At 69.5% G+C, this 22,487-nt stretch carries 21 protein-coding genes, 1 other RNA gene and 1 pseudogene; 9 read left to right on the top strand and 14 right to left on the bottom strand.

Going from position 1 to position 22,487, the window contains the following annotated elements; translation table 11 throughout:
• Positions 1–231 precede the first annotated feature (231 nt).
• The 3 genes from BQ7106_RS07875 to ffs form a co-directional block, all read right to left on the bottom strand.
• Positions 232–1,938, bottom strand: coding sequence for a PH domain-containing protein (locus BQ7106_RS07875; RefSeq protein ID WP_072373933.1), 1,707 nt, complete (start codon positions 1,936–1,938; stop codon positions 232–234).
• Complete coding sequence (locus BQ7106_RS07870; RefSeq protein ID WP_072373929.1) at positions 1,935–2,414, bottom strand: PH domain-containing protein; 480 nt, start codon at positions 2,412–2,414, stop codon at positions 1,935–1,937. The genes BQ7106_RS07875 and BQ7106_RS07870 overlap by 4 nt, the downstream gene beginning before the upstream one ends.
• A gap of 123 nt (positions 2,415–2,537) precedes the next feature.
• An RNA gene (gene ffs / locus BQ7106_RS07865) (signal recognition particle sRNA small type) lies at positions 2,538–2,629 on the bottom strand.
• Between the two features lie 299 nt (positions 2,630–2,928).
• On the opposite strand from ffs, the gene BQ7106_RS07860 reads away from it, so the two are divergent.
• A complete protein-coding gene (locus BQ7106_RS07860) occupies positions 2,929–4,743 on the top strand; it encodes an adenine deaminase (protein WP_072373926.1) in 1,815 nt (604 codons plus the stop codon).
• A 279-nt stretch (positions 4,744–5,022) separates the two neighbouring features.
• Positions 5,023–5,589 (top strand): YcxB family protein, encoded by a 567-nt coding sequence (locus tag BQ7106_RS07855; protein WP_072373923.1) that lies wholly within the window; start codon positions 5,023–5,025, stop codon positions 5,587–5,589.
• Positions 5,590–5,640: 51 nt separating this feature from the next.
• Here the strand turns inward: BQ7106_RS07855 and BQ7106_RS07850 are convergent, their stop codons facing one another.
• Complete coding sequence (locus BQ7106_RS07850) at positions 5,641–6,120, bottom strand: alpha-amylase family glycosyl hydrolase (protein ID WP_129583827.1); 480 nt, start codon at positions 6,118–6,120, stop codon at positions 5,641–5,643.
• 43 nt (positions 6,121–6,163) lie between these two features.
• On the opposite strand from BQ7106_RS07850, the pseudogene BQ7106_RS11310 reads away from it, so the two are divergent.
• The 4 genes and pseudogenes from BQ7106_RS11310 to BQ7106_RS07835 all read left to right on the top strand — a co-directional run.
• Positions 6,164–6,583: pseudogene (locus tag BQ7106_RS11310) on the top strand (GntR family transcriptional regulator); the annotation flags it as partial.
• A 73-nt stretch (positions 6,584–6,656) separates the two neighbouring features.
• Positions 6,657–6,854: a UTRA domain-containing protein gene (locus tag BQ7106_RS11305; protein WP_240307462.1), complete on the top strand. Its 198-nt coding sequence runs from the start codon at positions 6,657–6,659 to the stop codon at positions 6,852–6,854.
• A gap of 101 nt (positions 6,855–6,955) precedes the next feature.
• On the top strand, positions 6,956–7,816 hold the full coding sequence (locus BQ7106_RS07840; RefSeq protein WP_072373917.1) for an alpha/beta hydrolase: 861 nt from the start codon (positions 6,956–6,958) through the stop codon (positions 7,814–7,816).
• A 52-nt stretch (positions 7,817–7,868) separates the two neighbouring features.
• Positions 7,869–8,735 carry an alpha/beta hydrolase gene (locus BQ7106_RS07835; RefSeq protein WP_072373914.1) on the top strand — a complete coding sequence of 289 codons (867 nt, stop codon included), beginning with the start codon at positions 7,869–7,871 and terminating at the stop codon, positions 8,733–8,735.
• A gap of 16 nt (positions 8,736–8,751) precedes the next feature.
• Here BQ7106_RS07835 and BQ7106_RS07830 read toward each other — a convergent pair whose 3' ends face one another.
• The 5 genes from BQ7106_RS07830 to BQ7106_RS07810 form a co-directional block, all read right to left on the bottom strand.
• Positions 8,752–9,708 carry a nucleoside hydrolase gene (locus BQ7106_RS07830; protein WP_072373910.1) on the bottom strand — a complete coding sequence of 319 codons (957 nt, stop codon included), beginning with the start codon at positions 9,706–9,708 and terminating at the stop codon, positions 8,752–8,754.
• On the bottom strand, positions 9,708–10,667 hold the full coding sequence (locus BQ7106_RS07825; RefSeq protein WP_072373907.1) for a ribokinase: 960 nt from the start codon (positions 10,665–10,667) through the stop codon (positions 9,708–9,710). Before BQ7106_RS07825 ends, BQ7106_RS07830 begins: the two co-directional genes overlap by 1 nt.
• Before the next feature lie 121 nt (positions 10,668–10,788).
• On the bottom strand, positions 10,789–11,823 hold the full coding sequence (locus tag BQ7106_RS07820; protein ID WP_072373904.1) for a helix-turn-helix transcriptional regulator: 1,035 nt from the start codon (positions 11,821–11,823) through the stop codon (positions 10,789–10,791).
• 244 nt (positions 11,824–12,067) lie between these two features.
• A complete protein-coding gene (gene pgi, locus BQ7106_RS07815; RefSeq protein ID WP_072373900.1) occupies positions 12,068–13,762 on the bottom strand; it encodes a glucose-6-phosphate isomerase in 1,695 nt (564 codons plus the stop codon).
• A gap of 84 nt (positions 13,763–13,846) precedes the next feature.
• Positions 13,847–14,401 (bottom strand): hypothetical protein, encoded by a 555-nt coding sequence (locus tag BQ7106_RS07810; protein WP_072373897.1) that lies wholly within the window; start codon positions 14,399–14,401, stop codon positions 13,847–13,849.
• A gap of 137 nt (positions 14,402–14,538) precedes the next feature.
• Between BQ7106_RS07810 and trxA the strand changes: the two genes are divergently transcribed.
• Together trxA and BQ7106_RS07800 are read left to right on the top strand one after the other, a co-directional pair.
• On the top strand, positions 14,539–14,856 hold the full coding sequence (gene trxA / locus BQ7106_RS07805; protein ID WP_072373894.1) for a thioredoxin: 318 nt from the start codon (positions 14,539–14,541) through the stop codon (positions 14,854–14,856).
• Positions 14,857–14,859: 3 nt separating this feature from the next.
• Positions 14,860–15,567, top strand: a complete 708-nt coding sequence (locus BQ7106_RS07800; protein ID WP_072373892.1) for a phosphatase PAP2 family protein — start codon at positions 14,860–14,862, stop codon at positions 15,565–15,567.
• Positions 15,568–15,599: 32 nt separating this feature from the next.
• Here BQ7106_RS07800 and BQ7106_RS07795 read toward each other — a convergent pair whose 3' ends face one another.
• The 5 genes from BQ7106_RS07795 to BQ7106_RS07775 are packed head-to-tail and all read right to left on the bottom strand — an operon-like array spanning position 15,600 to position 20,040.
• A complete protein-coding gene (locus tag BQ7106_RS07795; RefSeq protein WP_072373889.1) occupies positions 15,600–16,058 on the bottom strand; it encodes a YfcE family phosphodiesterase in 459 nt (152 codons plus the stop codon).
• 8 nt (positions 16,059–16,066) lie between these two features.
• Positions 16,067–16,783 (bottom strand): LytR/AlgR family response regulator transcription factor, encoded by a 717-nt coding sequence (locus BQ7106_RS07790; protein ID WP_072373886.1) that lies wholly within the window; start codon positions 16,781–16,783, stop codon positions 16,067–16,069.
• Between the two features lie 42 nt (positions 16,784–16,825).
• On the bottom strand, positions 16,826–18,190 hold the full coding sequence (locus tag BQ7106_RS07785; RefSeq protein ID WP_072373883.1) for a sensor histidine kinase: 1,365 nt from the start codon (positions 18,188–18,190) through the stop codon (positions 16,826–16,828).
• A complete protein-coding gene (locus tag BQ7106_RS07780) occupies positions 18,187–19,482 on the bottom strand; it encodes a hypothetical protein (protein ID WP_072373880.1) in 1,296 nt (431 codons plus the stop codon). Before BQ7106_RS07780 ends, BQ7106_RS07785 begins: the two co-directional genes overlap by 4 nt.
• A 9-nt stretch (positions 19,483–19,491) precedes the next feature.
• Positions 19,492–20,040, bottom strand: a complete 549-nt coding sequence (locus BQ7106_RS07775) for a QueT transporter family protein (protein ID WP_083527044.1) — start codon at positions 20,038–20,040, stop codon at positions 19,492–19,494.
• A 283-nt stretch (positions 20,041–20,323) separates the two neighbouring features.
• On the opposite strand from BQ7106_RS07775, the gene BQ7106_RS10860 reads away from it, so the two are divergent.
• A complete protein-coding gene (locus tag BQ7106_RS10860) occupies positions 20,324–22,468 on the top strand; it encodes a MurT ligase domain-containing protein (protein ID WP_072373874.1) in 2,145 nt (714 codons plus the stop codon).
• Positions 22,469–22,487: the final 19 nt, after the last annotated feature.

Below are 22,487 nucleotides of genomic sequence, written 5' to 3'. Positions count from 1 at the left end.
GCGTGGCTGGTGCGTCCCTCGAGCACGGCGCGCTTGAGAGTCTCGACCACGTGAGCCTGGCCGACGACCTGCTCGAAGGTCTGCGGGCGGTACTTGGTGTAGAGCGATTCCATGTGACCTCCGGCTCGACGGAACGTACGAACCATCAGTATACCCGCGCTCGAAAGCGGACACCCAGGCCCACGAGTTCTTCTCTGCGGGCCGGCGTCGAGCGCTTCGGGCCGCGCCGCGCTACGGGCGCCGGGGACGGAACCACCCCAGCAGCTCATCGGCAGCGTCGGCCGGAAGGTCGCGAATCCTGAGGCCGTCGGAGGACGAGGCGGCCGTGCGCACGGTGAGCGTCGCCAGCCCCGCACGACGCTGAAAGGGGCTGGCAGAGACGGTCGCGTGCTGCAGGCGAGCGCGCGGCGCCACGACGGTCAGGCGCGTGAGGCCACCGGTGACGAGCACGAGGGCCCCATCGGAGCGGCCGTATCGGGCGGCCCCCCATGCGCGCAGCGCATCCGTAGCGAGCGCCACCAGCGCGACGATGCTCAGGACGACGCCCACGGCGAGCAGCGGACGCAGCAGCCACCCCGCCCGGCCGAGCACGCCGGCGAGGCCGGAGAACCAGAGCGCGGCCGCGACGAGCGCGACCGAGAACGGCCACCAGACCACGGCGCGGACGAGGGCGCGCCGGCGCGCGACCGGGGGGAGGCCGCTCAGGCTCGCACCGCCGACGACCCCCGCGTAGCTCGGTAGGACCTCCGCGAGAAACGCATCCGCGTCCGCCAGACGCACGAAGGGATGGAGCAGCACGCTGCCCGACGGCTCGCCGCCCGACTCTCCGGGGGCCGCCACCACGACCGCGAGCACCTCCGCATAGCCCATGAGCTGTCGGATGAGCCCCTGTCGCACGACCACGTACTGGACGCGCTCGACGGCGAGCGTGCGCGACGATCGCGCGAGCAGCCCGTGCTCCACGACCACCCGGTCCGCATAGCGCTCGACCCGGTACCCGGCATAGCGCACGAGGTTGACCGCGAACGAGACGACGGCGCCCGCCGCCAGGACGAGCACGACGAAGCCCGCGACGATCGGCACCAGCATCGCGCCGGCGGACGCCAGCAGCTCGTCACCCCTCCCCACGAGGTCGAGCAGACCCCACTCGATGAGCGTCTCGACCCCCCGGGCGAGAAGGACGGTGAGCGCCACTGCCTGGCTGGCCGCGCTCATCCGCGACGCCGCGGCGAGCAGGAGCTCGCGTCGCGAGAGCGAGAAGGTGGCGATGGGACGCCCGTCGTGGCAGGGGGCGCCCGCGGGCCACACCTCCTCGTCGCCCGTGGCAAGTGAGGCGGCGCGTCGGCGGAAGAGCTCAGCGCGAAGGGCCTCGGCCTCGCCGGCGCGCAGGCCGCCGATTTTGGAGGCGTCGCCCTCCGAGGCGGCGGCGCCGGTGTCGAGGTCGAGTGTCATGAGGCCAAAGACGCGCTCGAACAGGGACGATCTCATCGACACGGTGTGGATGTGGCCATAGGGGACCGTAAGGCTGTGCCGGGCGAACGGACCCCAGCCCAGCCCCCAGCGAAGGCTCACGCCCTCGTTCGTGAGCTCCCACGTGCGGGCGCGCCACGCGGCGAGGCTGATCGCGAGGCACGCCGCGAGGATGCACGCCGTCGCGACGAGCACCCCGGCGAGCGCGCCGGGCCCGTCCGCGAGCACGCGCCCGGCGCTCGCCGCCACGAGCAGCGCGATCAGGCCGGACGCCATCCGGACCGCCCCGACCGGCACCGAGAGCGGGTTGGCGCGACGCGGGCCGCGAAGCCCCTCGGGCGCGGCGTCACCGCCGTCCTCGAAGAGCGAGCGACGCGGGACGGCGAGGCGCTCGAGGTCGCGCTCGAGGCGGTCGGCCGTCCCGTCGGAGGGTCCCGGTGAGGGAGGGCGCCCGTTACCCGAGCTCACGTGTCCTCCCTGGCAAGGCGCGCGAGCTCGGCGACGCGGTCGCGCAGCTCGCCTGCGTCCCCCTCGGCGAGCCCGGGGATCTCGAAGCTCTCCCCGGCGGTGGAGACGGTCACCGTGGCGAGGCCGTGGGCACGCAGGATGGGGCCCTGCTTGGTCTGCACGTGCTGCACGCGAACGAGGGGCACGAGCACGCGTTTCTTCACGAAGACGCCGTGGTAGAGGTCGACCTCGGTGGGCGTGACGTCAAAGCGCCACGTGGCGTACTCCACGCGCGGAGAGATGAGCAGGTCGCCGACGCAGACGAGCTCGAGGACGCCCGCCGCGAGATAGACCCAGAATACGTCTCCCCCGAAGTGGCGCACCACGAGCCATGCCGCGACGGCAAGGGCCGCGACGACCACCATCGCAACGATGTCACTGATGTACCACACGCGCAGCATGCGCGGGTCAAGGCGCCGGGCGGGAAGCTGGTCCATGCGGGGTCCCTTCGACAGATCGGGTCACGATTGTCTCACGGAACACCCCCGTGCAAGCGCGTCCAACCGGGCGCGAATCGGTTTGGGAGGGCAGGCGGGCGTCCCGGCCCACAAGAAAGCGCGCTCAATGGGGCCGGGTGCCCGCCAGAGGCCCCTTATGGCTGCTGCCTCCCGGCCCTGACCAGGTTCGAGGTGTTGCGTCACCCGACCCCACTGAACGCGCTCGGCAGCAACTATACCAGATGGCACCGCAGGCGAGAAGAACGCGCGGTCCGCGCCCCCTCCGAGGGGGAGCCGGGAACCGGCGCCTCATCCAGATGCGTGCGGGTTGTGGACGGTCTCGGGCCGAAAACCGTCCGGAGCCAGCACGCGCCTCAAGTACGTGCGGGTTGTGGACGGTCCGGGAATCCAGACCGTCCACGTCCAGCACGCAACCCGCCCGCCGAGCGCCACGCGGGGCCGACGACGGGCGCGCTACCCTTGGTCAAAACGCAGCCGATGATGGGGAGGCACCATGCGCAACACCTTCTGCAAGGCCCCGCTCTGGGAGTGCAACGACGAGCTCGTTCGCGTGGCACAGGGCGAAATCCCCGCCGACCTGGTGATACGTCACGCGGACCTCGTGTGCGTGACCACCCACGAGATTCTTCCCGACACCGACATCGCGGTCGCGTGCGGGCGCGTGGCGTACCTCGGCATCGGGGGCAGGACCGCCGAGCACTGCATCGGCGAGAACACGGTCGTCGTCGACGCGACCGGCCTCGTCGCAGCGCCCGGCCTCATGGACAGCCACATCCACGTGGAGAGCGCCATGGTCGGCGTGTCGGAGTACGCGCGAGCCGTCGTCCCCCGCGGCACCACCGGCATCTTCTGCGACCCTCACGAGGTCGGCAACGTGCGCGGCATGCGGGGCGTGCGCGCGATGTTCGAGGACGCGCGGCGCGTCCCGCTCAAGGCCATGATGACGCCGCCCTCGTGCGTCCCCGCCGTCACGGGCGTGGAGGACACTGGCGCCGTCGTCACCGCAGCGGACATCGCAGACTCCATGGGCTGGGACGACGTGGTCGCCCTCGGGGAGATGATGAACTTCCCCGGCATACTGTCCTGCGAGGAAAACGCCATCGGCGAGGTGCGTGCCACCCTCGCCGCCGACCGCGTGGTGACGGGGCACTTCCCCTCTCCCGACCGCGACCGGGCGCTCAACGCCTACGTGGCCGCAGGCGTCTCGTCCTGCCACGAGTCCGGCAGCTTCGACGAGGTGCTCGCGAAGCTGCGCCTGGGCATGTACGTGCAGCTTCGCTACGGCTCGGCCTGGCTCAACCTTCCCGGCTACCTGCCGCAGCTCGTGGAGAGCGGCGTCGACCTGCGACACTGCCTGCTGTGCTCGGACGACAACCACCCGCACACGCTCGTCGACGAGGGACACATGGACCGAGTCCTGCGGGCTGCCGTCGAGCTGGGGCTCGACCCCGTCACCGCGATCCAGATGGCCACGATCAACTGCGCCGAGTACTTCGGGCTCGCACACGACCTCGGCTCCATCACGCCGGGGAAGTGCGCCGACATCGTCCTTCTCGATGACCTCGAGGGCTTCTTCGCCCGCAAGGTGTTCATCGACGGTGACCTGGTGGCACAGGACGGCCATGCCCTGTTCGACGTCACTCCCCACGAGTGGCCGGACTGGATGACCCACACCGTGAACCTCGGCGTCGCCCCGACGGCGGAGACCTTCCGCGTCGCGGCGCCGGGGATCGCCGACGGCACCGCGCGCGTGCGGGCGATGGCCATCGAGCCCGGAGACACGCTCACGCGCGACGTTGTGGTCGAGGTTCCCGTTGTCGGAGGGGCCCTGCTCGCCGACCCCTCCCGCGACATCCTCAAGGTGGCCGTCTTCGATCGCCACCACGGCGCTGCCGGCACGCACGCCTTCGGCTTCGTCACCGGGTTCGGCATCCATGGGGCGCTCGCCCAGACCGTCAGCCACGACGCGCACAACCTCCTCGTCATGGGAGACAACGACGATGACATGGCGCTCGCCGCGCGGACGCTCGCCGAGTGCGGGGGCGGCGAGGTCGCCGTCGCCGACGGCGAGGTGCTGGCGCTTGTGGAGCTGCCCGTGTGCGGCCTCATGAGCACCGAGCGCGTGGAGGTCGTGGCCGAGAAGGTCGCCCGGGCGAGGGGCGCGTGGGAGCGCATGGGCTGCACCATGCCCTCGCCGTTCATGACGATGGGCGTGATGTCGCTCGCCTGCGTACCGGAGCTGCGCCTCACCAATCGCGGCTATGTGAACTGCCTCACCTTCGAGACGGAGAGCCTGCTCGCGCAGTGACGGGCGGCGAGCGCGCACATAGACAGGGGCCCGCCGGCGCTCGCGCGCCCGGGCCCCCACTTTGGCAGCTGCCAAGCATTTAAGCTCTACAGTGCGACGCCACGCGACCCTTCTCGTCGTGTCGTCGCCCCCTGCACGGTGAGTATCATTCCCCATGCGCGACCCGAGCGGCACCACGCTCCGGCGAGCGGCTCCCTTCACCGGGCAAACACATCTGCGCGACAGATTCTCCACGCGGGGTTAGGATTTGACGGGTAAGCGACCCAAAAGGAGACCGCAATGGCCAAGAACTCACCCGCGCGCCGCAGGGACATCGCCGCAAAGGGCGCCTTCGACGACGGCGCCTACGACAACGTCGTCCTCTCGGCGACCTTCGAACAGAACGAGCTGACCCTCAACCGAGCCGCCGAGCAGCTCGCGCCGCGCCTCAAGAGCTCGTTCACCTTCGTCAACCTCGCGTCGCTGCTCGTGCTCGTGGCGGCCGCGGTGCTCTTCGGTGACCTGACCGCCGTGCTCATCGTCCTGTTCCTCATCGCGATCGCGCTGCTCTACGTCTCGTCCAACTGGAACAGGCTGGCCGTGCGCTACGCCCGCGACACGAACCTCTCCCCCTCCGCCTACGAGGGGAGCGTCCACGTGGTCGTCTGCGACGACGCGGTGCACGTCGAGGACGAGGGCGGCAGCCACGAAACGTTCCCCTTCTCCGAGCTCAGGAGCGTCCGGAGCACACCCGACTGCGTCGTCGCGGGCTTTGGGCGCAGGCGCTACGTCTTCGTGCCCCGCTCCGCGCTCTCCGAGGGGCGCTTCCGCGAGCTCATCCGCGTCCTCGAGGGACACCTCCACTAGCGAGTCGGGTGCGGCGGCGGGCCGCAGCTCGAGGCGGCCCGCCGCCGCGCGTCAGCCCCTCCAGACAACCGCCTCGTACGGCCGCAGCTCCCCCGCCGCGGGCGCGTCGTCATAGTTGCCGAGAAGAACCTCGCACCCGTCGGTCCCGAGGTCGGCGAGGCGGCACGGGGCATCGTCGAACGAGCACGCCACGACGAGGCGCTCATCGCCGAGCGTGCGCTCGTAGGCGATGACCTTAGGCGCGGCGTCCCCCGCGTCGAGGAAGCGGACCTCGCCCAGCGCGAGGACGTCCATCTCGTGGCGCAGGCCCACGAGGGTGCGATAGAACTCGAACATCGAGCCCTCGCTGCCCACCTGCGCCTCTGCGTTGACCAGCGCGTGGCTCTCGGGAATCTCGAGCCAGGGCGTGCCCGTGGTGAAGGCCGCCCCTGGCCCCGCCCCCCACTGCATGGGAGTGCGGCCGTCGTCACGGGAGCGCTCGTTGATGACGCGCAGCGCCTCCTCCGCAGAGCTGCCGCGCTCGGTGAGGATGCGGTAGTTGTTGTGACTCTCGACGTCGCGGAACTATCGCGACATCCGCGACAGCATCGAGGAGGGGGCCTACCCCTACCAGTCCTTCCTTCCCTCCGAGGCCGAGCTCACCTCCGCCTTCGGGTGCTCGCACAACACGCTGAGAAGAGCGCTCGGGCTCCTGCGCGACCAGGGCTACGTCCAGCCCGTCCACGGCAAGGGCGTGCGCGTGGTCTACCGGGAGCCCGAGCGGACGACGTTCACGGTGGGCGGCATCGAGTCGTTTCGCGAGGCCGAGCGCCGAACGCACCTCAACGCCACCACTGAGGTGGTGACGCTCGAGCAGGTCGTGGCGACCCCGGACATCTCGTTCCAGACGGGCTTCGAGGAGGGGGCGGAGCTCACCTTCGTGGAGCGCGTGCGCCGCATCGACGGCGAGGCGCTCATCCTGGACCTCAACCTGTTCCGCACCTCCTCGGTGCCGGGCATCACCGAGGAGGTCGCTCGCGACTCGATCTACGACTACGCGGAGGGGGAGCTGGGGGGTCTCCATCGCCATGAGCAAGCGGGCCATCACCGTCGAGCGCGCGACCGGACGCGACCGCGAGCTGCTCGACCTGGGCGACATCGACTACCTCGCCGTCATCACGAGCCAGACCTTCGACGCGCAGGGCATTCTCATCGAGTGCACGCGCTCGCGCCACCGCCCCGACCACTTCTGCTTCCGGGACACCGCCGTCCGCCAGCGCGTGTGACAGCGGGGACGGAGCGGTGACAGTCCCCCCGTCTCTGCTGTCACGCATCGTTGCGTCGGCTATACTGTCGGGGTCTTTCCCCCGACCACAGGGAGGCCCCCATGGCTCTTATCAGCGTCGACTACTTCTCCTCATGCCTCATGCGCACCACGACCCTCGAGGTCATTCTCCCCTTTGACAACCAGGGCGACGCCTACGCCACCGACTCGGTCATGCGCCGGGAGGGCGGCGACCTCGAGCGCGATCTCAGGGCGTGGCAGTCGCGCCCCTACCCGCCGCGCCAGGCCCCGTACCGCACGCTCTTCCTGCTGCACGGCATCTCCGGAAACCACGCCGACTGGATCTCCGAGACGCGCATTCGCAGCTGGGCCGAGAGCCACGGGATCGCCGTGGTCATGCCGTCGGGGTACAACGCCTTCTACCTCGATCAGCCGGAGGTCCACAACTACTACGGGCGCTACGTCGGGCAGGAGCTCGTGGAGGTGGCCCGCAGGATGTTCCCCCTCTCGGAGCGCCGCGAGGACACCTACATCGGCGGCATCTCCATGGGGGCCTACGGGGCGCTGCGCAACGGCCTCAAGTACTGCGAGACGTTCGGCGCCATCGTGTCGCTCTCCTCGGCCATGATCATCGACAGCTTCGACCAGCTCATCTCCTCGGACGGGCTGTTCTTCCTCTCGCGCCCGTTCCTCGAGCACACCTTCGGCAACCTTGACCAGGTGCGCGGCTCCGACAAGGACCCGGCACGCCTCGCGGCCGACCTCGTCTACTGCGACCGTCCGCGTCCGCGCATCTTCATGACCTGCGGCAACCAGGACCCGCTTGCCGAGCCCAACAGGGTCCTTGCCCGCCGCATGCGCGACACGGGACTTGACGTCACGTATCATGAGATGAGCGGTGGCCACGACTGGGACTTCTGGAACTCCGCCCTGCCCGAGGCGCTCAACTGGCTCGTGCGGTAGGTCGCGGACATCGCCCAAGGCTGTCTATCCCAAACCTGGGGAGGGATCGAGCATGGCGCTTCTCAGAGTCGACTTCTACTCCCACTACCTCGAGCGCAACGTGATCCTCACGGCGGTCATACCCGCCGACAAGATGGATGGCGACAAGCTCGCTAAGAGGAGGCGCGGGCCGTACCGCACGGTCTACCTCCTGCACGGCCTCTTCGGGCGCGACTACGACTGGATCGACAAGACGCACGTCGTCGAGACCGCCGAGGCACGCGACATCGCCCTCATCATGCCGTCCGGCGAGGACGGGCTCTACCTCAACAAGCCCGAGATCAACGAGTGGCACGGGAAGTTCATCAGCGAGGAGCTGGTGGACTTCACCCGCCGCCTCTTCCCGCTCTCCACCAAGCGCGAGGACACGGCGCTCGCGGGCATCTCCATCGGCGCCTACACCGCCCTCATCAACGGGCTCCTGCGCCCCGACCGCTTTGGCAACATCATCATCCTCTCGGGCGCGTTCATGCGCGACCGCGTGCTCGAGGCGGTGGAGTCGCGCTCGCCGCGCAAGCGCAAGTACTACGAGCGCTTCTTCGGGGACATCGACACGGTCATCGGCTCCGACAAGGACTACGTTGCCCTCATCAACAAGTTCAGGGAGAGCACCGACCTGCCGCGGCCGCGCTTCTACTCCGCCTGCGGCCTGCACGACAACCTCTGCCAGAACAACCGCGACCTCGTGAAGCTCCTGCGCGACGCCGACTTTGACGTCACGTACTGGGAGCCGGACATCGGCGCGCACGAGTGGCCGTTCTGGAACGCCTGGATCGACTGCGCGCTGGACTGGTACGCACCGGGACCGATGAAGCCGTCGACGGCGAGCGTCGACTACTCCGCCCTGACCGAGCTTCGCGCACCCGAGGACCAGAAGTAGGTCCGGGCCGCCAGGGTCAGGACCCGAGCGCGCGCTCGACGCGGTCGCAGAACTCCCCGAGGAAGCGCGCCGCGTCGACCGTCAGCGCGACCTCGCAGTCCTTCTCGGCGTCGCGCAGCCGCTCGGGGTCGCAGACCGTCCTGCCCCGTGTGACGCCCTCGAGGTCCACGCGCAGGTTGGCCGGAAGGCACCCAACGAGCGAGGGGTCGAGCGCCGCCGCCACCGCGAGCGGGTCGTGAAGGGCGCAGCCGCCCATGCCGGGATTGTTGCGCTCGTAGATGCCAATGTAGTGGTCTGTCATGTCCGCGAGGAACCGGCCCGCGGGGCAGCCCAGGGAGCGCCAGCGAGCGGTCCGGTCGCGAGCGAGGACCACCTGATGGGTCACGTCGAGCCCGACCATCCTCGTGGGCAGCCCCGAGCGCAGCACGGCGTCGGCGGCCTTGGGGTCGTTGCGAACGTTCGCCTCGGCGCACGCTGTCACGTTGCCCGGCACCGTGAGCGCCCCTCCCATGAAGGTCACGCGCGAGAGCGCTCCGACCGAGGCGGGCGCGCGCTCGATCAGCGCAGCAAGGTTGGTGAGCGGGCCGGTGGGCACGTAGACGACGTCATCCTCGCCCTCGACCAGCGACACGAGGAAGTCGAGGGCGTCGCGGGGCGCGGCGTGGCACCGTCCCCCGGGCCAGCACCCGCCGAGCCCGTTCTCGCCGTGGATGCGCCGAACGCCCGCCGGCGGCGAGAAGGGCCCGTCTGAGACGAGGGGGCGATCGATCCCGCGATAGACGGGGACCTCGGGATGGCCGAAGAGCTCGAGCAGGGCGAGGGTGTTCCCGACGGCCGTGTCGACGTCCACGTTGCCGTAGCTCGTCACGACGCCCACGAGCTCGACCTCGGGGCTCCCGAGGGCGTAGGCGAGCGCCAGGGCGTCATCGATGCCCGTGTCGAGGTCGAGGACCAGCTTCTTGGCGCAGCTCATCACGCCTCCTCCGCTCGACGGGGGCGCGCCGCGGGCGACCCCTCCCCCACGAGAGCCGCCACCTCGTCGGCAGTCGGAATCGCGCGCTGCGCGCCGACGCGACTCACCGCGAGGGAGGCCGCGGCCGACCCCCATGCCATGGACTCCCCGAGCGACAGCCCGCGCACCCTTCCCGCCACGAGCGCGCCGATGAAGGTGTCGCCCGCCCCCGTGGTGTCCGCCACCGCGCGCGGCGGCACCGCCGCCACGCGCACGGGGGCGTCGTCCGAGCCGAGCCCGAACGAGCCGGAGGCGCCGAGCGTGATGACGACCGCGCCGGCTCCGAGGGAGCGCAGGAGCCTGGCTGCGACGAGGCAGCTTCCCTCGTCGCTCGGCATGACGTCGCACAGCGCCGCGCACTCGGTCTCGTTGAGGCAGACGAGGTCGACGCTTGCCCAGAGCCCCTCGGGCAGGGGGCGTGCCGGGGCCGGGTTGAGGACCGTGTAGAGCCCGAGCCCGTGGGCGACGCGAAGGGCGACGAGGGTGGCATCGAGGTCGCACTCGCCCTGGGCGAGGAACACGTCACCGGGCTCGGCGAGCCCTCGCAGGTCGGAGATGACCTCGTCGGCGCTCAGGGCGTGATTGGCGCCCGCGGAGAGCACGATGCGGTTCTCGCCGCACGTGCGCAGTATGACCGCCACGCCGGTTCCCGCGCCGGAGAGCCTTCGCACGCGCGAGACGTCGACGCCGGCCGCCGCGAGGCCGGCCGTCAGCTGCTCGCCGAAGGCGTCCTCCCCCACGGCGGCAATCATGTGCGTGGGGGCGCCGAGGCGTGCGGACGCCACCGCCTGGTTGGCGCCCTTGCCGCCCGCGTTCGCAAGGAAGCCCGATCCGGAGAGGGTCTCCCCCGCGACCGGAACGCGAGGCGCGTCGATGGACAGGTCCATGTTCATGCTGCCGAAGACGATGACCTTTGACATGCGTGCTCCCCTCGGGTGCGACGGGCTCGGTCGGGAACCGCCCGTCTCCTCCTTTATACGCCTCCGGGCGCCGCATGCCGCAGCGCCGGGGGGAGCGCGGCGCTCAGGGCGGCGACCGGCGCTAGCCCCTCCTGCCGAAGGCTCCCATGAGAATGCTCACGATGGCGCAGAGCAGCCCACCCACGACCCAGGACATCCAGAACCACATGGCGGAGGTGCCCTCCGGCCTGAAGCTCGACGGGTCCCCCGCCGAGAAGACCGGTGCGAACAGCAGGATGAACGCCACGATCGTGGCGACGATCATGATGACGCCGCACACCGCGGCGACCCTGTCGCCCGAGCGCTTCCTCTCCAGCAGCGCCTCGCGGACCTCCTCGTCGACCTGAGCGCTCGCGATCTCCTCGACCTCGAGGTCCTCCGCGACGCTCCGGTTGTACTCGGCCACGTTGGTGCGGCCGAGCAGCATGCCGTAGCGGACGATGAGCCACACGCCCGCCGCAAGGAACAGCATGAGCAGGCAGAGCCCCTCCCGCTCCGTGGCGCGGTCGTCCCCCAGCACCATGATGCACACGGAGCCCGCGAAGATGAGCGCGATCCCGGCGACCATCGCGCGCGTGAAGGACCGCCTGGCGGAGACGCGGTCGTCCTCCGTGTAGAAGTCCTCGACGTAGGGGTGCGCCCTCACGAAGGCGGCGTGCTCCATGCCCGCCGGAATGAAGAACGCCAGGCCCACGAGCACCCCGAGCAGGATGAGGACAATCGTGAGCACATCCGCGTCCGCCCCGAGGAGGGCGAAGCGTCCCTCGGCGAGAAAGCCCAGCCCACAGCCAACCAAGATCGCAGCCACCCCCGCGGGGACCTGGCGCGCGAGGCGGCGCTGATGCTCGTCGAAGCCGCAGACGTCGGTGGGCGGCCCCGCGGGGACGGACGCCGCGCGCGTCTCCGTCACGCGGGCGGTGAGATCGCCCTGCACGAGGTCGTCCAGGGAGCACTCGAAGATCTGGCAGAGCTTGAGGAGCTTGTCCATCTCTGGATAGCTCTTCTCGGCCTCCCACTTCGTGACGGACTGTCGGGAGACGCCGAGCAGCATGGCAAGCTGCTCCTGGGTCATGTTGCGCGTGGCGCGCAGGTGCTGGAGGTTGTCGCGGAAACTCATGGTGGGTCCTTTGCGTCGGGGGCGTCTTCTTCGTGCCGGCGACGCCAAGACTACGGTATCAGACGGGCGCGCTCCACCAACCAGTGGGCTGCATTTTGGCCGGAACGCCGGCAACCACAAGGCGCCTGACGGTTGCGCGCCGCAGGTAGAGTGGGGTATTTCGTTCGAGCGCCAAAAAAGGGGCCGCCGGGCGAGAAGTGCCCGGCGGCCCGAAGCGTGCAAAAGTGCCTGTCCCTATTGCACGCTACTTGCGGTGGGCGCGATAGTACTGGATGAGCGCCTGCGTCGAGGCGTCCTGCGCGGCGAGGGCCTCGTCGTCGTGGAAGGCGGGCGTGATCTGCTTGGCGAGCTGCTTGCCGAGCTCGACGCCCCACTGGTCGTAGGAGTCGATCCCCCAGACCGTGCCCTCGACGAAGGTGATGTGCTCGTAGAGCGCGATGAGCTCGCCCAGGGCGTGCGGCGTGAGGTCGACGCCGAAGATCGAGGTGGTCGGGCGGTTGCCCTCGAAGACGCGAGCCGGAACCATCCACTCCGCCGTGCCCTCGGCACGAACCTCGTCGGCCGTCTTGCCGAAGGCGAGCGCCTTGGTCTGGGCAAGGTAGTTGCCCAGGAAGAGCTCGTGAACGTCCTGGTCGCCGTCCTTGTTGGGGTTGGGCGTGTTCACGAAGGCGATGAAGTCGGCCGGGATCATGCGGGTGCCCTGGTGGATGAGCTGGTAGAAGGCGTGCTGCCCGTTGGTGCCCGGCTCGCCCCAGAAAATCTCGCCGGTGGCGGAGGTCACGGGGCTGCCGTCCCAGCGCACGCTCTTGCCGTTGGACTCCATCGTGAGCTGCTGGAGGTAGGCGGCGAAGCGGTGCAGGTACTGGTTGTAGGGCAGCACGGCATGGCTCTCCGCGCCGAAGAAGTTCACGTACCAGACGTTGAGAAGGCCCATGAGGGCGACGACGTTCTTCTCGAGCGGGGTCTTCTGGAAGTACTCGTCGAGATCATGGAAGCCCCTGAGGAAGCACTCGAAGCGCTCGGGGCCAAAGACGACGATCAGCGACAGGCCCACCGCGGAGTCCACGGAGTAGCGGCCGCCGACCCAGCTCCAGAAGCCGAAGGCGTTCTCGGGATCGATGCCGAAGTCGGCGACGAGGTTGAGGGCGGTCGAGACGGCGACGAAGTGCCGACGAATCGCCTCGGCGTTCTGCTCGTCGGAGCCGTCGATGGCGCCCTGCGCCCTGAGCTGCTCGAGCATCCAGGCCCTGACCTCACGGGCGTTGGTGAGGGTCTCGAGCGTGGTGAAGGTCTTGGAGACGATGATCACGAGGGTGGTCTCGGGGTCGAGGCCCTTGACCTTCTCCGCCATGTCGTTGGGGTCGATGTTGGAGATGTAGCGGCAGTCGATGCCGGCGTCGGCGAAGGGCTTGAGCGCCTCGTAGACCATGACCGGGCCGAGGTCGGAGCCGCCGATGCCGATGGAGACGAGGTGCTCGATGCGCTTGCCCGTGACGCCCTTCCACTCGCCGGAGCGGACGCGCTCGGCGAAGGCGTACATGCGCTCGAGCTCGGCGCGGACGTCGGCGACGCAGTCCTGGTCGCGGTCGAAGACGGTTCCGGCCTCCGACGCGGGACGACGCAGCGCCGTGTGCAGGACGGCGCGGTCCTCGGTGGTGTTGATGTGCTCGCCCGCGTACATGGCGTCGCGGCGCTCCTCGAGACCGACCGCGCGGGCGAGGTCGCAGAGGAGCCCGACGGTCTTCTCGTCGACGAGGTTCTTCGAGAGGTCGAAGTGCAGGTCATCCATGTCGAAGGAGAGCCTGCTCACGCGTTCGGGATCGGAGGCGAAGGCGTCCTTGAGGCAGAATCCGCCTGCGACGAGCTCGTCGTGATGTGCCTGGAGCGCCGCCCACTCAGGAGTGGTGGTGGCGTCGACAGGGGCCTTGATGCTGGACATGGGCTGCTCCTTCCCCGAGATGCAAACAGATACGTTAAGGATAGCGCGTGACGGCCGCCGCCGGAGGGCACGGACGCCAATCGTTCAGATGGGCTCACCGAGCGGGGGCAGCCGCTTGAGGCGAGCCCACATGACCTGCTTCTCGTGCGGGTCGCCGAGCGCGGCGGCGAAGCCCCCGAGGTTCATGACGCGCATGCCCAGCACGCGGGCGAGGGCGCCGGGGACGAGCATGGCCTCCTCGAGCGCGTCGAGCGCGGCCAGCTCGTCGGCATAGGCCTCGCGCAGCGCGCTCGCGGCCGCCTCGTCGCAGGCGATCACCGTCGCGGGGTCGAGCGCGCAGACGGCCTCGCGGAGGAGCCCCGCGTCGAGCGGCTCGCCGCCGGCGTCGACGGAGAGCAGCCACTCCCAGTCCTCGGGAGCGTAGCCGAGCTTCGCGAGCGACGCCCTGAGCGCCGTGCCGTCTGCGCCCGAGAACGCCCCCTCGCCGCCCGTCTCGCCCTCGGCGAGCTCCCCCTTGACCAGAAGGACCGCGGAGAACGCGTTTCCGCCCATGACCACCCCGCGCGCGACGAGCCCGTCGACCTCGGCGGCCGCCTTGTCCAGGCACGCGCGGCGGCGCGCCTCCCGCTCAGATGCCATGCCTCCCCCTCCCCGGCCGGCACGTCCGCCGACCATGTGCTATCAGATGTGTAACATATCGCTCGACGGCCGTTTGAACCAGTGTAAATCGGGCATAAGCACTGACAAGCAGAGACTCGCGACCAGGGAGGTCCCCCATGGCCAAGGCAATCACCGCAGCCGACTTCAGCTCCGTCATCTCCGGCTCCGACAAGCCCGTTCTCGTTGACTTCTGGGCGTCGTGGTGCGGCCCGTGCCGCGCGCTCGCGCCCGTGATCGACCAGATCTCCCAGGAGATGGCCGATCGGCTCGCCGTCTACAAGTGCAACGTCGACGAGGAGCCCGAGCTCGCCACGCAGTTCAAGATCGTCTCCATCCCCACGCTCATCCTCTTCAAGGACGGCAAGCCGGTCCACACCGTCGTCGGCAACATGCCCAAGCCTGCGCTCGTCTCCGAGCTCGAGGCCAACCTCTAGGGCATGGCTGACATCGAGACCGGCGGCGCCCAGGGTCCGCGCGACATCGCTCACGGGGCCCTGGGTCTTCTCCGCCAGAACCTCCGCGTCGTCATCGTGCTCGTGTGCACCCTCGTGTTCCTCGCCTTGCTGGGAGAGGTCGCGGAGGGCGAGATCATGAGGCTCGACACGATGGCCTACCAGCTTTTCGTCGAGCGCCTGCGCTCGGACGCGCTGACCCCCGTCATGGAGGGGGTGACCTCGCTCGCCTCGGTGGTGGTGCTCGCCGTCATGGCCGCCGTCATCGCGGCGCTCGCCCCCGGAAAGGCGCCGGGATGGTGCGTGACCGTCAACCTCGCGTGCGTGGTCGCCCTCAACACGCTGCTCAAGGTCATCGTGCAGCGGCCGCGCCCCGAGGGCTTCCGACTCGTCGCCGAGAGCGGCTACAGCTTCCCCTCGGGTCACTCGATGGTCGCGATGGCCTTCTTTGGCCTGCTCATATGGATGATCTGGCGCTACCACCGCAGAGACGCGATGCGGGTGGTGTGGTGCGCCTTCTTCGCCGTCGTCATCGTGCTCGTTGGGGTGAGCCGCATCTACCTGGGCGTCCACTACGCCTCTGACGTCATCGCCGGCTTCTGCGTCTCGCTCGCGTGGCTGGCCTTCTACACGCGCGTGGTGGCACCGCTCTTCGTCGCCGTTGACGCCCCGCGCAGGGACGCGCGACCGTAGCCTCCCCGAGGGGCCGCGCGTCGCTCGGGCGCCTAGGCGAGCGTGATGATCTTCGCCTCGAGGATGTTGCCCGCCTCGCAGACGATGCGGCCCATCGAGGGCCGGGACCGCCGGGGGTAGGTCGGGCTGCCGGGGTTCATGACGAGCACGCCGGTCCACTCGTCGCGCTCGACGACCGGCGTGTGGGTGTGCCCGAAGATGGCGATGTCGCTCTTGGTGAGGTTCAGGCGCTTGCGATAGTGCGTGACCTGCCACTTGAGCCCGCTGCCCACGAAGACCTTGCGGTCCTTGACCGCGGGCCCGTAGTCATAGGCGTAGTCGTTGTTCCCGAGGCACAGCTGCACGCGCGCTATCTCGCTGAGCGTACGATAGTCAGAGGGCGAGCAGATGTCGCCGGCGTGCACGATGACGTCGGCACCCTCGAGCTCGGCGAGCAGCTCCGGTGAGAGGTATCCGTGGGTGTCGGAGATGATGTCGTATCTGGTCGCCACGACGTCCCCTATAGGCCGAGGGCCCGCTTGAGGGCCACGACGCGACGGCGGGACACCGAGATCTTCTTGCCCTCGATCCCGTTGATGCCCAGCTGCAAGATCCCGGAGGAGATGACCTCCACGTCCTCGACGTACTCGAGGTTGACGATGTAGCCGCGATGGACGCGGAAGAAGCCGTGCGGTGCGAGCTTCTGCTCGAGCTTGGCGAGCGAGATCGTGGAGAGGAAGCGGTCGTCCGCGGTGTAGATGCAGGAGTAGTCGTCCTTCGCCTCGATGTAGCGAATCTGGTCGATGGGCACGAGCACCTTCCGACCGCTCTTGACGACCGGGATGCGCTCGACGGAGGAGTGGCTCTGCGGCTGGGGCTTGGAGCGGGCCTGGACCTTGTCGAGCGCCTGGCCCAGGCGCTCGGGGTCGACGGGCTTCATCAGGTAGTCGATCGCATCGACCTCGAAGGCCTCGAGGGCGTACTCGCTGTACGCGGTCACGAAGACGATCGCAGGCGGGTTCTTGAGGCGATGAAGGGCCTCGGCGAGCTGCATGCCGGAGGTCTTGGGCATCTGGATGTCGAGGAACATGACGTCGGCCTTGGCCTCCATCAGCTTCTCCACCGCCTCGCGGGCGCTCGAGGCCTCCATGATGGCGTCGACCCTGCCCGTCTCCTCGAGCAGATACCTCAGCTCGGAGCGAGCAGGAGCCTCGTCGTCTACGATCATCGCGCGCATGTACTATCCCTTCACGCTCTTGCAGGAACCACCCATCACAGCCTACTCGTTTCCGCGTGCCGCTGCACGGACAAGCCTGCGCCGCGCGCGTGCGAGGCGCAGCGTCACGCACGTGCCCTCGCCCGGCTTCGACACGATCTCGACGCCAGAGCCCGTGCCGAAGAAGCGCTCGATGCGCTCCGCGACGTTGCGCAGCGCCATGCCCGTTCCGGACCCCTTCGAGGGGGCGCGGGACGACCTCGGCTCGGTGGCGTCGGCGAGCAGCCGGTCCGCCACCGCCTTGTCCATTCCGAGGCCGTCGTCGGCAACGGCAATAAGGATATCATCACCGTCCGTCGCGACCTGCACGTCAACGTGAAGCGGACCCTCGTCGCGCATGGCGTGGCGCACGGCGTTCTCGACGATGGGCTGCACGAGGAAGGACGGCACCCCGAGCTCCCCGCACCCCGCCTCGACGTGCTCGGTCTCGACGATGCGGTCCTCGCCGAAGCGCGCCTTCTCGATCTTGAGGTAGCGGCGGGTCTGCTCGAGCTCCTGCGAGAGCGGGATGAGCGTCTTCTCCGAGCTCTCGAGCGTCCTGCGATAGAAGGTCGAGAACTCGCGCAGCAGGTCGCGGGCCTTCGTGGGGTTGGTGCGCGTGAACGACGCGATGGTGTTGAGGGTGTTGAAGAGGAAGTGCGGGTTGATCTGCGCCTGGAGCGCCTTGACCTCGGCGCGCGCCGTGAGCTCCGCCTGGCGGTCGAGCTCGTAGGAGGAGAGCTGCGTGGAGAGCAGTATCCCGAGGCCCTCGGCGATGGCGAGCTGCGTGCGGTCGATGTCGAGGTCGCGACGATAGTAGAACTTGATCGTCCCGACCGCGCGGTCCTGCACGAGCAGCGGCACGATGATGCCGAACGCATGGCCCTCCTGGCGGTTGCCCATCGAGAAGCCCCGGACGTCCTGGCTGTCCTCGTCGACCGAGACGAACGTCTCCATCCGACCGCTCTCGAGCACCTCGAGCGTGGGGTTCGCGTTTGCGGTGCCCGGCAGGAAGCGCGTCTTGATGGAGCCCTCGTAGGCAAGGACGCGCGAGCGGTCCGTGATCGCGATGCCGTCGGCGCTCGTCTCGGGCAGGAGCAGCGCGCAGATGGCGCGCGCGTTGTCCACGGTGAGGCCGCCGCGCAGGTGGCTCAGGGTGTTCGCGGCCACGCGCAGCGTGCGCTCCGTGGCCTCGGAGCGCGTGTTGACGGGCGTGACGCTGAGCGCGCCCGAGAGCACGATGACGGCGGCGAGGCCGCACCCCACGAGCATGGACGCGACCACGAAGCCGTCGCTGATGCTCCAGGTGAGCGCGACGGCGAGCGCGACGGCGCACAGGACGAGCATCGCGCTCACCACGCGCCGCGGGATGACGGGGCGCTCCCTCATCGCTCGTCCCCCTCGACCAGGGGGATGGCCCCCGTGTCGGGCAGGGCGGCGGAGGCGGGGTCCGTGTCGTCGGCGGCCGCCGACAGCGGGCGGACCTCGCCGGTCTTCCTGATGGCCCCCTGGATCACCTCGTCCTCCCAGAGCGCCGTCATGATTCCCGGCCACACCATCGCAAACGAGAGGTAGCGCGTGCTCGCCGAGAGGGCGAACCTGTCGGCGTCGTAGCGGCCGCGCGTGAGGATGCGCAGGTACGCGAGGCGGTCGGGACCCGTGACCAGGCGACGCAGCGCCGTCTGGAACACCCGACGGCGAACGCCCGAGGAGAGCCAGTTGCCCGGGTAGGGCATGAGGGACTCCGCGGTGATCGTGCGGAGGTCGCGACGCGCGTTGATGGCGTCGAGCTTGCGGTACTCGTAGAGCCAGCGATGCACGTCCTGCATGAAGATGGAGGGCGTCGGGGCCATCTCCTCGGGAGGCTGGGCCCGCACGAACCATGCGTTGTCGAACCAGGCGTCCATGCCGAAGGCGCGCAGGTTGAGCACGTAGTCGAGGTCCTCCCCGCGCGTGATGTAGGGGTCGAAGGGAACCCGGGAGAAGGCAGCGGCGTGCAGCGCGCAGCAGCCCCCGCACAGGTGGTTCGAGCGCGTGATGCGCGAGCCCGCGGTCTGCGCGCGCTCCATCACCCGGTTGAAGTCCGCCGCCTTCGACCAGTACTTCTCGCTCCACTCCTCGGAGGGCTCGGCGTAGGGGCTGTCGAGCGCGTCGATGAAGAAGCCGCTCTTCGCCAGGATCCTCAGGTTCTGGCGAGTGAGCGAGCCCAGGCCGAAGACGGCGTTGATGAGAAAGTCCTCGTCGAGCACGACCTCGTCGTCATCGAGAAAGACCACGACGTCGTGGCCGAAGACGGCGGCGACGGCAAGGCCCATGTTCTTGATGGCGCCGTAGCCGCGCAGCGAGACCGTCTCGCCGGTGACGTGATGGGCCATCCGCCCCACAGCGCACTCGATGTGGGACGCCTCGCGCGCGCCGATGACGAGCGTGGAGAGCAGCGGGTGCGCGCGACAGATGCTCTCGACGCGAGCGCGCGCGGACTCCTCGCACTCGGGAGGTGCCACCACGAGCACGATGACCCTGATGACGCCACGCACCCCGTCGAGGGAGGTGAGGCACGACTCGAGCTCGGGCAGCGGCTTGTCGATCGGCGTCGTGTAGTCGTAGACGCCGCGCTCGCCGAGCGCTCCGGGCTGGTCCCCCTCGGCCCAGTAGGACGGAATGACGATGGCCGGGTTCACGCGACCCCCCTACTCCCTCTGCTCGACGTCGTCGCCCAGCTGCCTGGGAAGCGTCGTCCTGGAGAGCGACCTCGCGAGCGGCAGGCCGAGGACGTACATGACGACGGCCTCGCCGATGCCCGTGGCCAGCAGGCCGAAGGCGTACATCGCGGGGTAGGCGCCCTCGAGCGCGATGTTGGTGAACGGAATGGTGTAGTAGCCGATGCCCTGGAGCATGAGCGGCAGGTACGCCGGGACGATCACGGCGTTGGCAATCACCGGGCCGAGCAGCGCGAGGGCCGGGCGGCGGCGGTTGCGCCACGTGAAGTACGCCCCGAGCGCCGTCGCCAGCGTGCCGAAGACCACGTCGAGCATGCCGAGCATGCCGGTGCCGGACAGGACGATGTTGGCGAGGTTGGCAATCGCGCAGCCGAGCGCGAGGCCGGGAACCGCGTCGGCCGTGAACAGCGCGAGCACGCAGAGGGCCTCGGACACCCTGAACTGCACGGGCCCCCAGGCGAGGCTCCCCAGGAAGGCGAAGGTAAAGAGCGTCAGCGCGGCATAGGCCGCGGCTATCATGCCGATGCGGACGACCTTTCTGGTGCGACGGACGGGCGCGGCTCCGACCCTGGCGGTGTTTGTGTGCTCCATGGCGTTCTCTCTTTCTGCTGGAGGGCTTTTCTGGGCGCGCCGGCGGCGCGCGACGAGCCCACGACCAGCGGGATCCCGGTGGAAAGCACTCCAAAAGAAGCATCCCCGTGGGCACGACAGCACTGATACTAGCAGAGTTGCGCACGGCGCCGGCCCCTGGGCGGGGCATGCTAGTATTGCTGCGTCGGGATGCCGTGCCAAAGGAGACGCCATGAACCCCCGTTCGAGAATCGCGTGCCTGGCGGGAGACCTCGCCCACTGGGGGACCGTGCACGTGCTGCACCGCGGCGGGGGCAACGCCCCCGGGGCCGTCGCCCTGCGCCTCGACCCCGGCATCATCGGCGAGCTCGGACGCGGCCTCGAGCGCAGCGTGGTCGTGACGGGCACCAACGGCAAGACCACCACGACGGGGCTCGCCGCCGACGCGCTCGGAACGGGCGTCGTGTGCAACCGCGCGGGCAACAACATGGAGTCCGGCATCGCCGCGGCCCTCATCGCCGCGCGCGGGACGGGGGCGCGGACGGGCTGCTTCGAGTGCGACGAGCTCTACACCGTGCGCGTGCTGCCGCGCCTGCGGCCGCAAGGGCTCGTCCTTCTCAACCTCTTCCGCGACCAGCTCGACCGCTACGGAGAAATCGACCACACGCAGGACGTGATCGCCGAGGCGCTGCGCCGCTCTCCCGAGACCACCCTCGCCTACAACGCCGACGACCCGCTGTGCGCCTCCATCGCGGCGCGCGTGGACAACGCGGGGCTGCCCTTCGGCATCGACGAGCCCACCGACACGGAGTCCGACCGCATCTCCGACAGCCGCTTCTGCGCGCGCTGCAACGCCCCGCTGGACTACGAGTACGTACACTACGGGCAGCTTGGCGCATATCGGTGCCCTGAGTGCGGGTGGGCGCGGCCGGAGCTGGCGTTTGCTGCCGTGAACGTGACGCTCACCTGCGGCGGATACGAGTTCGACGTGGAGGACCGCCGGGGCGAGAAGGTCGTTCGGCACCATGTCAGAACCCGCTACAACGGCCTCTACATGGTCTACAACGTGATGGCCGCCCTCGTGGCGTGCCTGCTCGGAGGGGGCGACGCCGCGGGCTTCCAGGGTGCGCTCGACGCCTACGAGCCGGCCAGCGGGCGAGGCAAGACCTTCTCGCTCGACGGCGGGCGCCAGGCCGTGAGCATGCTCGCGAAGAACCCCGCAGGCTTCAACCGCATGATCGCCCAGGTGCGCGCCGAGCAGGGCCGCTACCTCGCGCTCTTCCTGAACGACAACGACGCCGACGGCCACGACGTCTCCTGGATCTGGGACATCGACCTCGAGCGCCTGCGCGACCTGCCCGACCTGCGCTGCGTTCTCGTGGGCGGAACGCGTCGCGAGGACATGGCCGTGCGCGTGAAATACGCTGAGCTCCCCTGCGCCATCGAGCTCATCGACAGCGTGGAGGGGGCGCTGCGCCACGTCGAGGCGGGAGAGAAGCTCCACGTCGTGGCCAACTACACTGCGTTCCCGCCCGTCGTGACCGAACTCGAGAGGCTCTGCAAATCGGGGACGGGCCTCGATTCGCAATCCGCTGCGTCAGTCTCGTGGATCGAGCGCGACGAGCCGCGGCCCCTCGCGCTCGACCGACCGCTGCGCATCGTGCACCTCTACCCTGACGCGCTGAACCTCTACGGCGACGGCGGCAACATCGCGTCGCTGTCCAAGCGATGCGAGTGGCGCGGCATCCCCTGCCGCGTGGACCAGGTGCTCATGGGCGACGAGCTCGACCTCGCCGATGCCGACGTCGTGCTGCTCGGCGGCGGCGCCGATCGCGACCAGCTCGCCGTGTGCCACGAGCTCCAGGGCCAGCGCGAGAAGCTCGCCGACTACGTCGCGGACGGCGGCGTGCTGCTCGCCATCTGCGGCGGCTACCAGCTGCTGGGCCACTCCTACATGATGGGCGCCGAGCGAATCGAGGGGCTTCACATCCTCGACCTCGACACGACGGCCGGCAACACGCGCCTGATCGGCAACGTCGCCGTGGACTCCCCCCTCTGCGAGGCACCGATCGTGGGATTTGAGAACCACGCGGGCCGCACGGTGCTCGGCGCCGGCGAGAAGCCCCTCGGGCGCGCGATGGTCCACGGCAGCGGCAACAACGGCGAGGACGGCGGAGAGGGTGTGCTTCACGACGGCGTCGTGGGGACGTACCTACACGGACCCATCCTGCCCAAGAACCCCGGCGTCACCGACTGGCTGATCGCACGGGCCCTCGAGCGCCGCGGGCTCGCCGTCGACCTCGCGGCGCTGGACGACGACCTTGAGGTTCTCGCCCACGACGTGGCCCTGCGCATAGCGGAACGCGACCGGCGCTAGCGCCGCGCCCGCCAAAAGA

The sequence above is a fragment of the Thermophilibacter mediterraneus genome, from assembly GCF_900119385.1.
In the GTDB taxonomy this organism is placed as follows: domain Bacteria; phylum Actinomycetota; class Coriobacteriia; order Coriobacteriales; family Atopobiaceae; genus Thermophilibacter; species Thermophilibacter mediterraneus.
This window is presented reverse-complemented; position numbering and strand designations above follow the sequence as displayed.

Excerpts from the sequence above, each read along its gene's own strand:
- BQ7106_RS07870 (WP_072373929.1), bottom strand. The coding sequence starts at position 2,414 with ATGGACCAGCTTCCCGCCCGGCGCCTTGACCCGCGCATGCTGCGCGTG.
- BQ7106_RS07860 (WP_072373926.1), top strand. The coding sequence starts at position 2,929 with ATGCGCAACACCTTCTGCAAGGCCCCGCTCTGGGAGTGCAACGACGAG.
- BQ7106_RS07855 (WP_072373923.1), top strand. The coding sequence starts at position 5,023 with ATGGCCAAGAACTCACCCGCGCGCCGCAGGGACATCGCCGCAAAGGGC.
- BQ7106_RS11305 (WP_240307462.1), top strand. The coding sequence starts at position 6,657 with ATGAGCAAGCGGGCCATCACCGTCGAGCGCGCGACCGGACGCGACCGC.
- BQ7106_RS07840 (WP_072373917.1), top strand. The coding sequence starts at position 6,956 with ATGGCTCTTATCAGCGTCGACTACTTCTCCTCATGCCTCATGCGCACC.
- BQ7106_RS07835 (WP_072373914.1), top strand. The coding sequence starts at position 7,869 with ATGGCGCTTCTCAGAGTCGACTTCTACTCCCACTACCTCGAGCGCAAC.
- BQ7106_RS07830 (WP_072373910.1), bottom strand. The coding sequence starts at position 9,708 with ATGAGCTGCGCCAAGAAGCTGGTCCTCGACCTCGACACGGGCATCGAT.
- BQ7106_RS07825 (WP_072373907.1), bottom strand. The coding sequence starts at position 10,667 with ATGTCAAAGGTCATCGTCTTCGGCAGCATGAACATGGACCTGTCCATC.
- BQ7106_RS07820 (WP_072373904.1), bottom strand. The coding sequence starts at position 11,823 with ATGAGTTTCCGCGACAACCTCCAGCACCTGCGCGCCACGCGCAACATG.
- pgi (WP_072373900.1), bottom strand. The coding sequence starts at position 13,762 with ATGTCCAGCATCAAGGCCCCTGTCGACGCCACCACCACTCCTGAGTGG.
- BQ7106_RS07810 (WP_072373897.1), bottom strand. The coding sequence starts at position 14,401 with ATGGCATCTGAGCGGGAGGCGCGCCGCCGCGCGTGCCTGGACAAGGCG.
- trxA (WP_072373894.1), top strand. The coding sequence starts at position 14,539 with ATGGCCAAGGCAATCACCGCAGCCGACTTCAGCTCCGTCATCTCCGGC.
- BQ7106_RS07800 (WP_072373892.1), top strand. The coding sequence starts at position 14,860 with ATGGCTGACATCGAGACCGGCGGCGCCCAGGGTCCGCGCGACATCGCT.
- BQ7106_RS07790 (WP_072373886.1), bottom strand. The coding sequence starts at position 16,783 with ATGCGCGCGATGATCGTAGACGACGAGGCTCCTGCTCGCTCCGAGCTG.
- BQ7106_RS07785 (WP_072373883.1), bottom strand. The coding sequence starts at position 18,190 with ATGAGGGAGCGCCCCGTCATCCCGCGGCGCGTGGTGAGCGCGATGCTC.
- BQ7106_RS07775 (WP_083527044.1), bottom strand. The coding sequence starts at position 20,040 with ATGATAGCCGCGGCCTATGCCGCGCTGACGCTCTTTACCTTCGCCTTC.
- BQ7106_RS10860 (WP_072373874.1), top strand. The coding sequence starts at position 20,324 with ATGAACCCCCGTTCGAGAATCGCGTGCCTGGCGGGAGACCTCGCCCAC.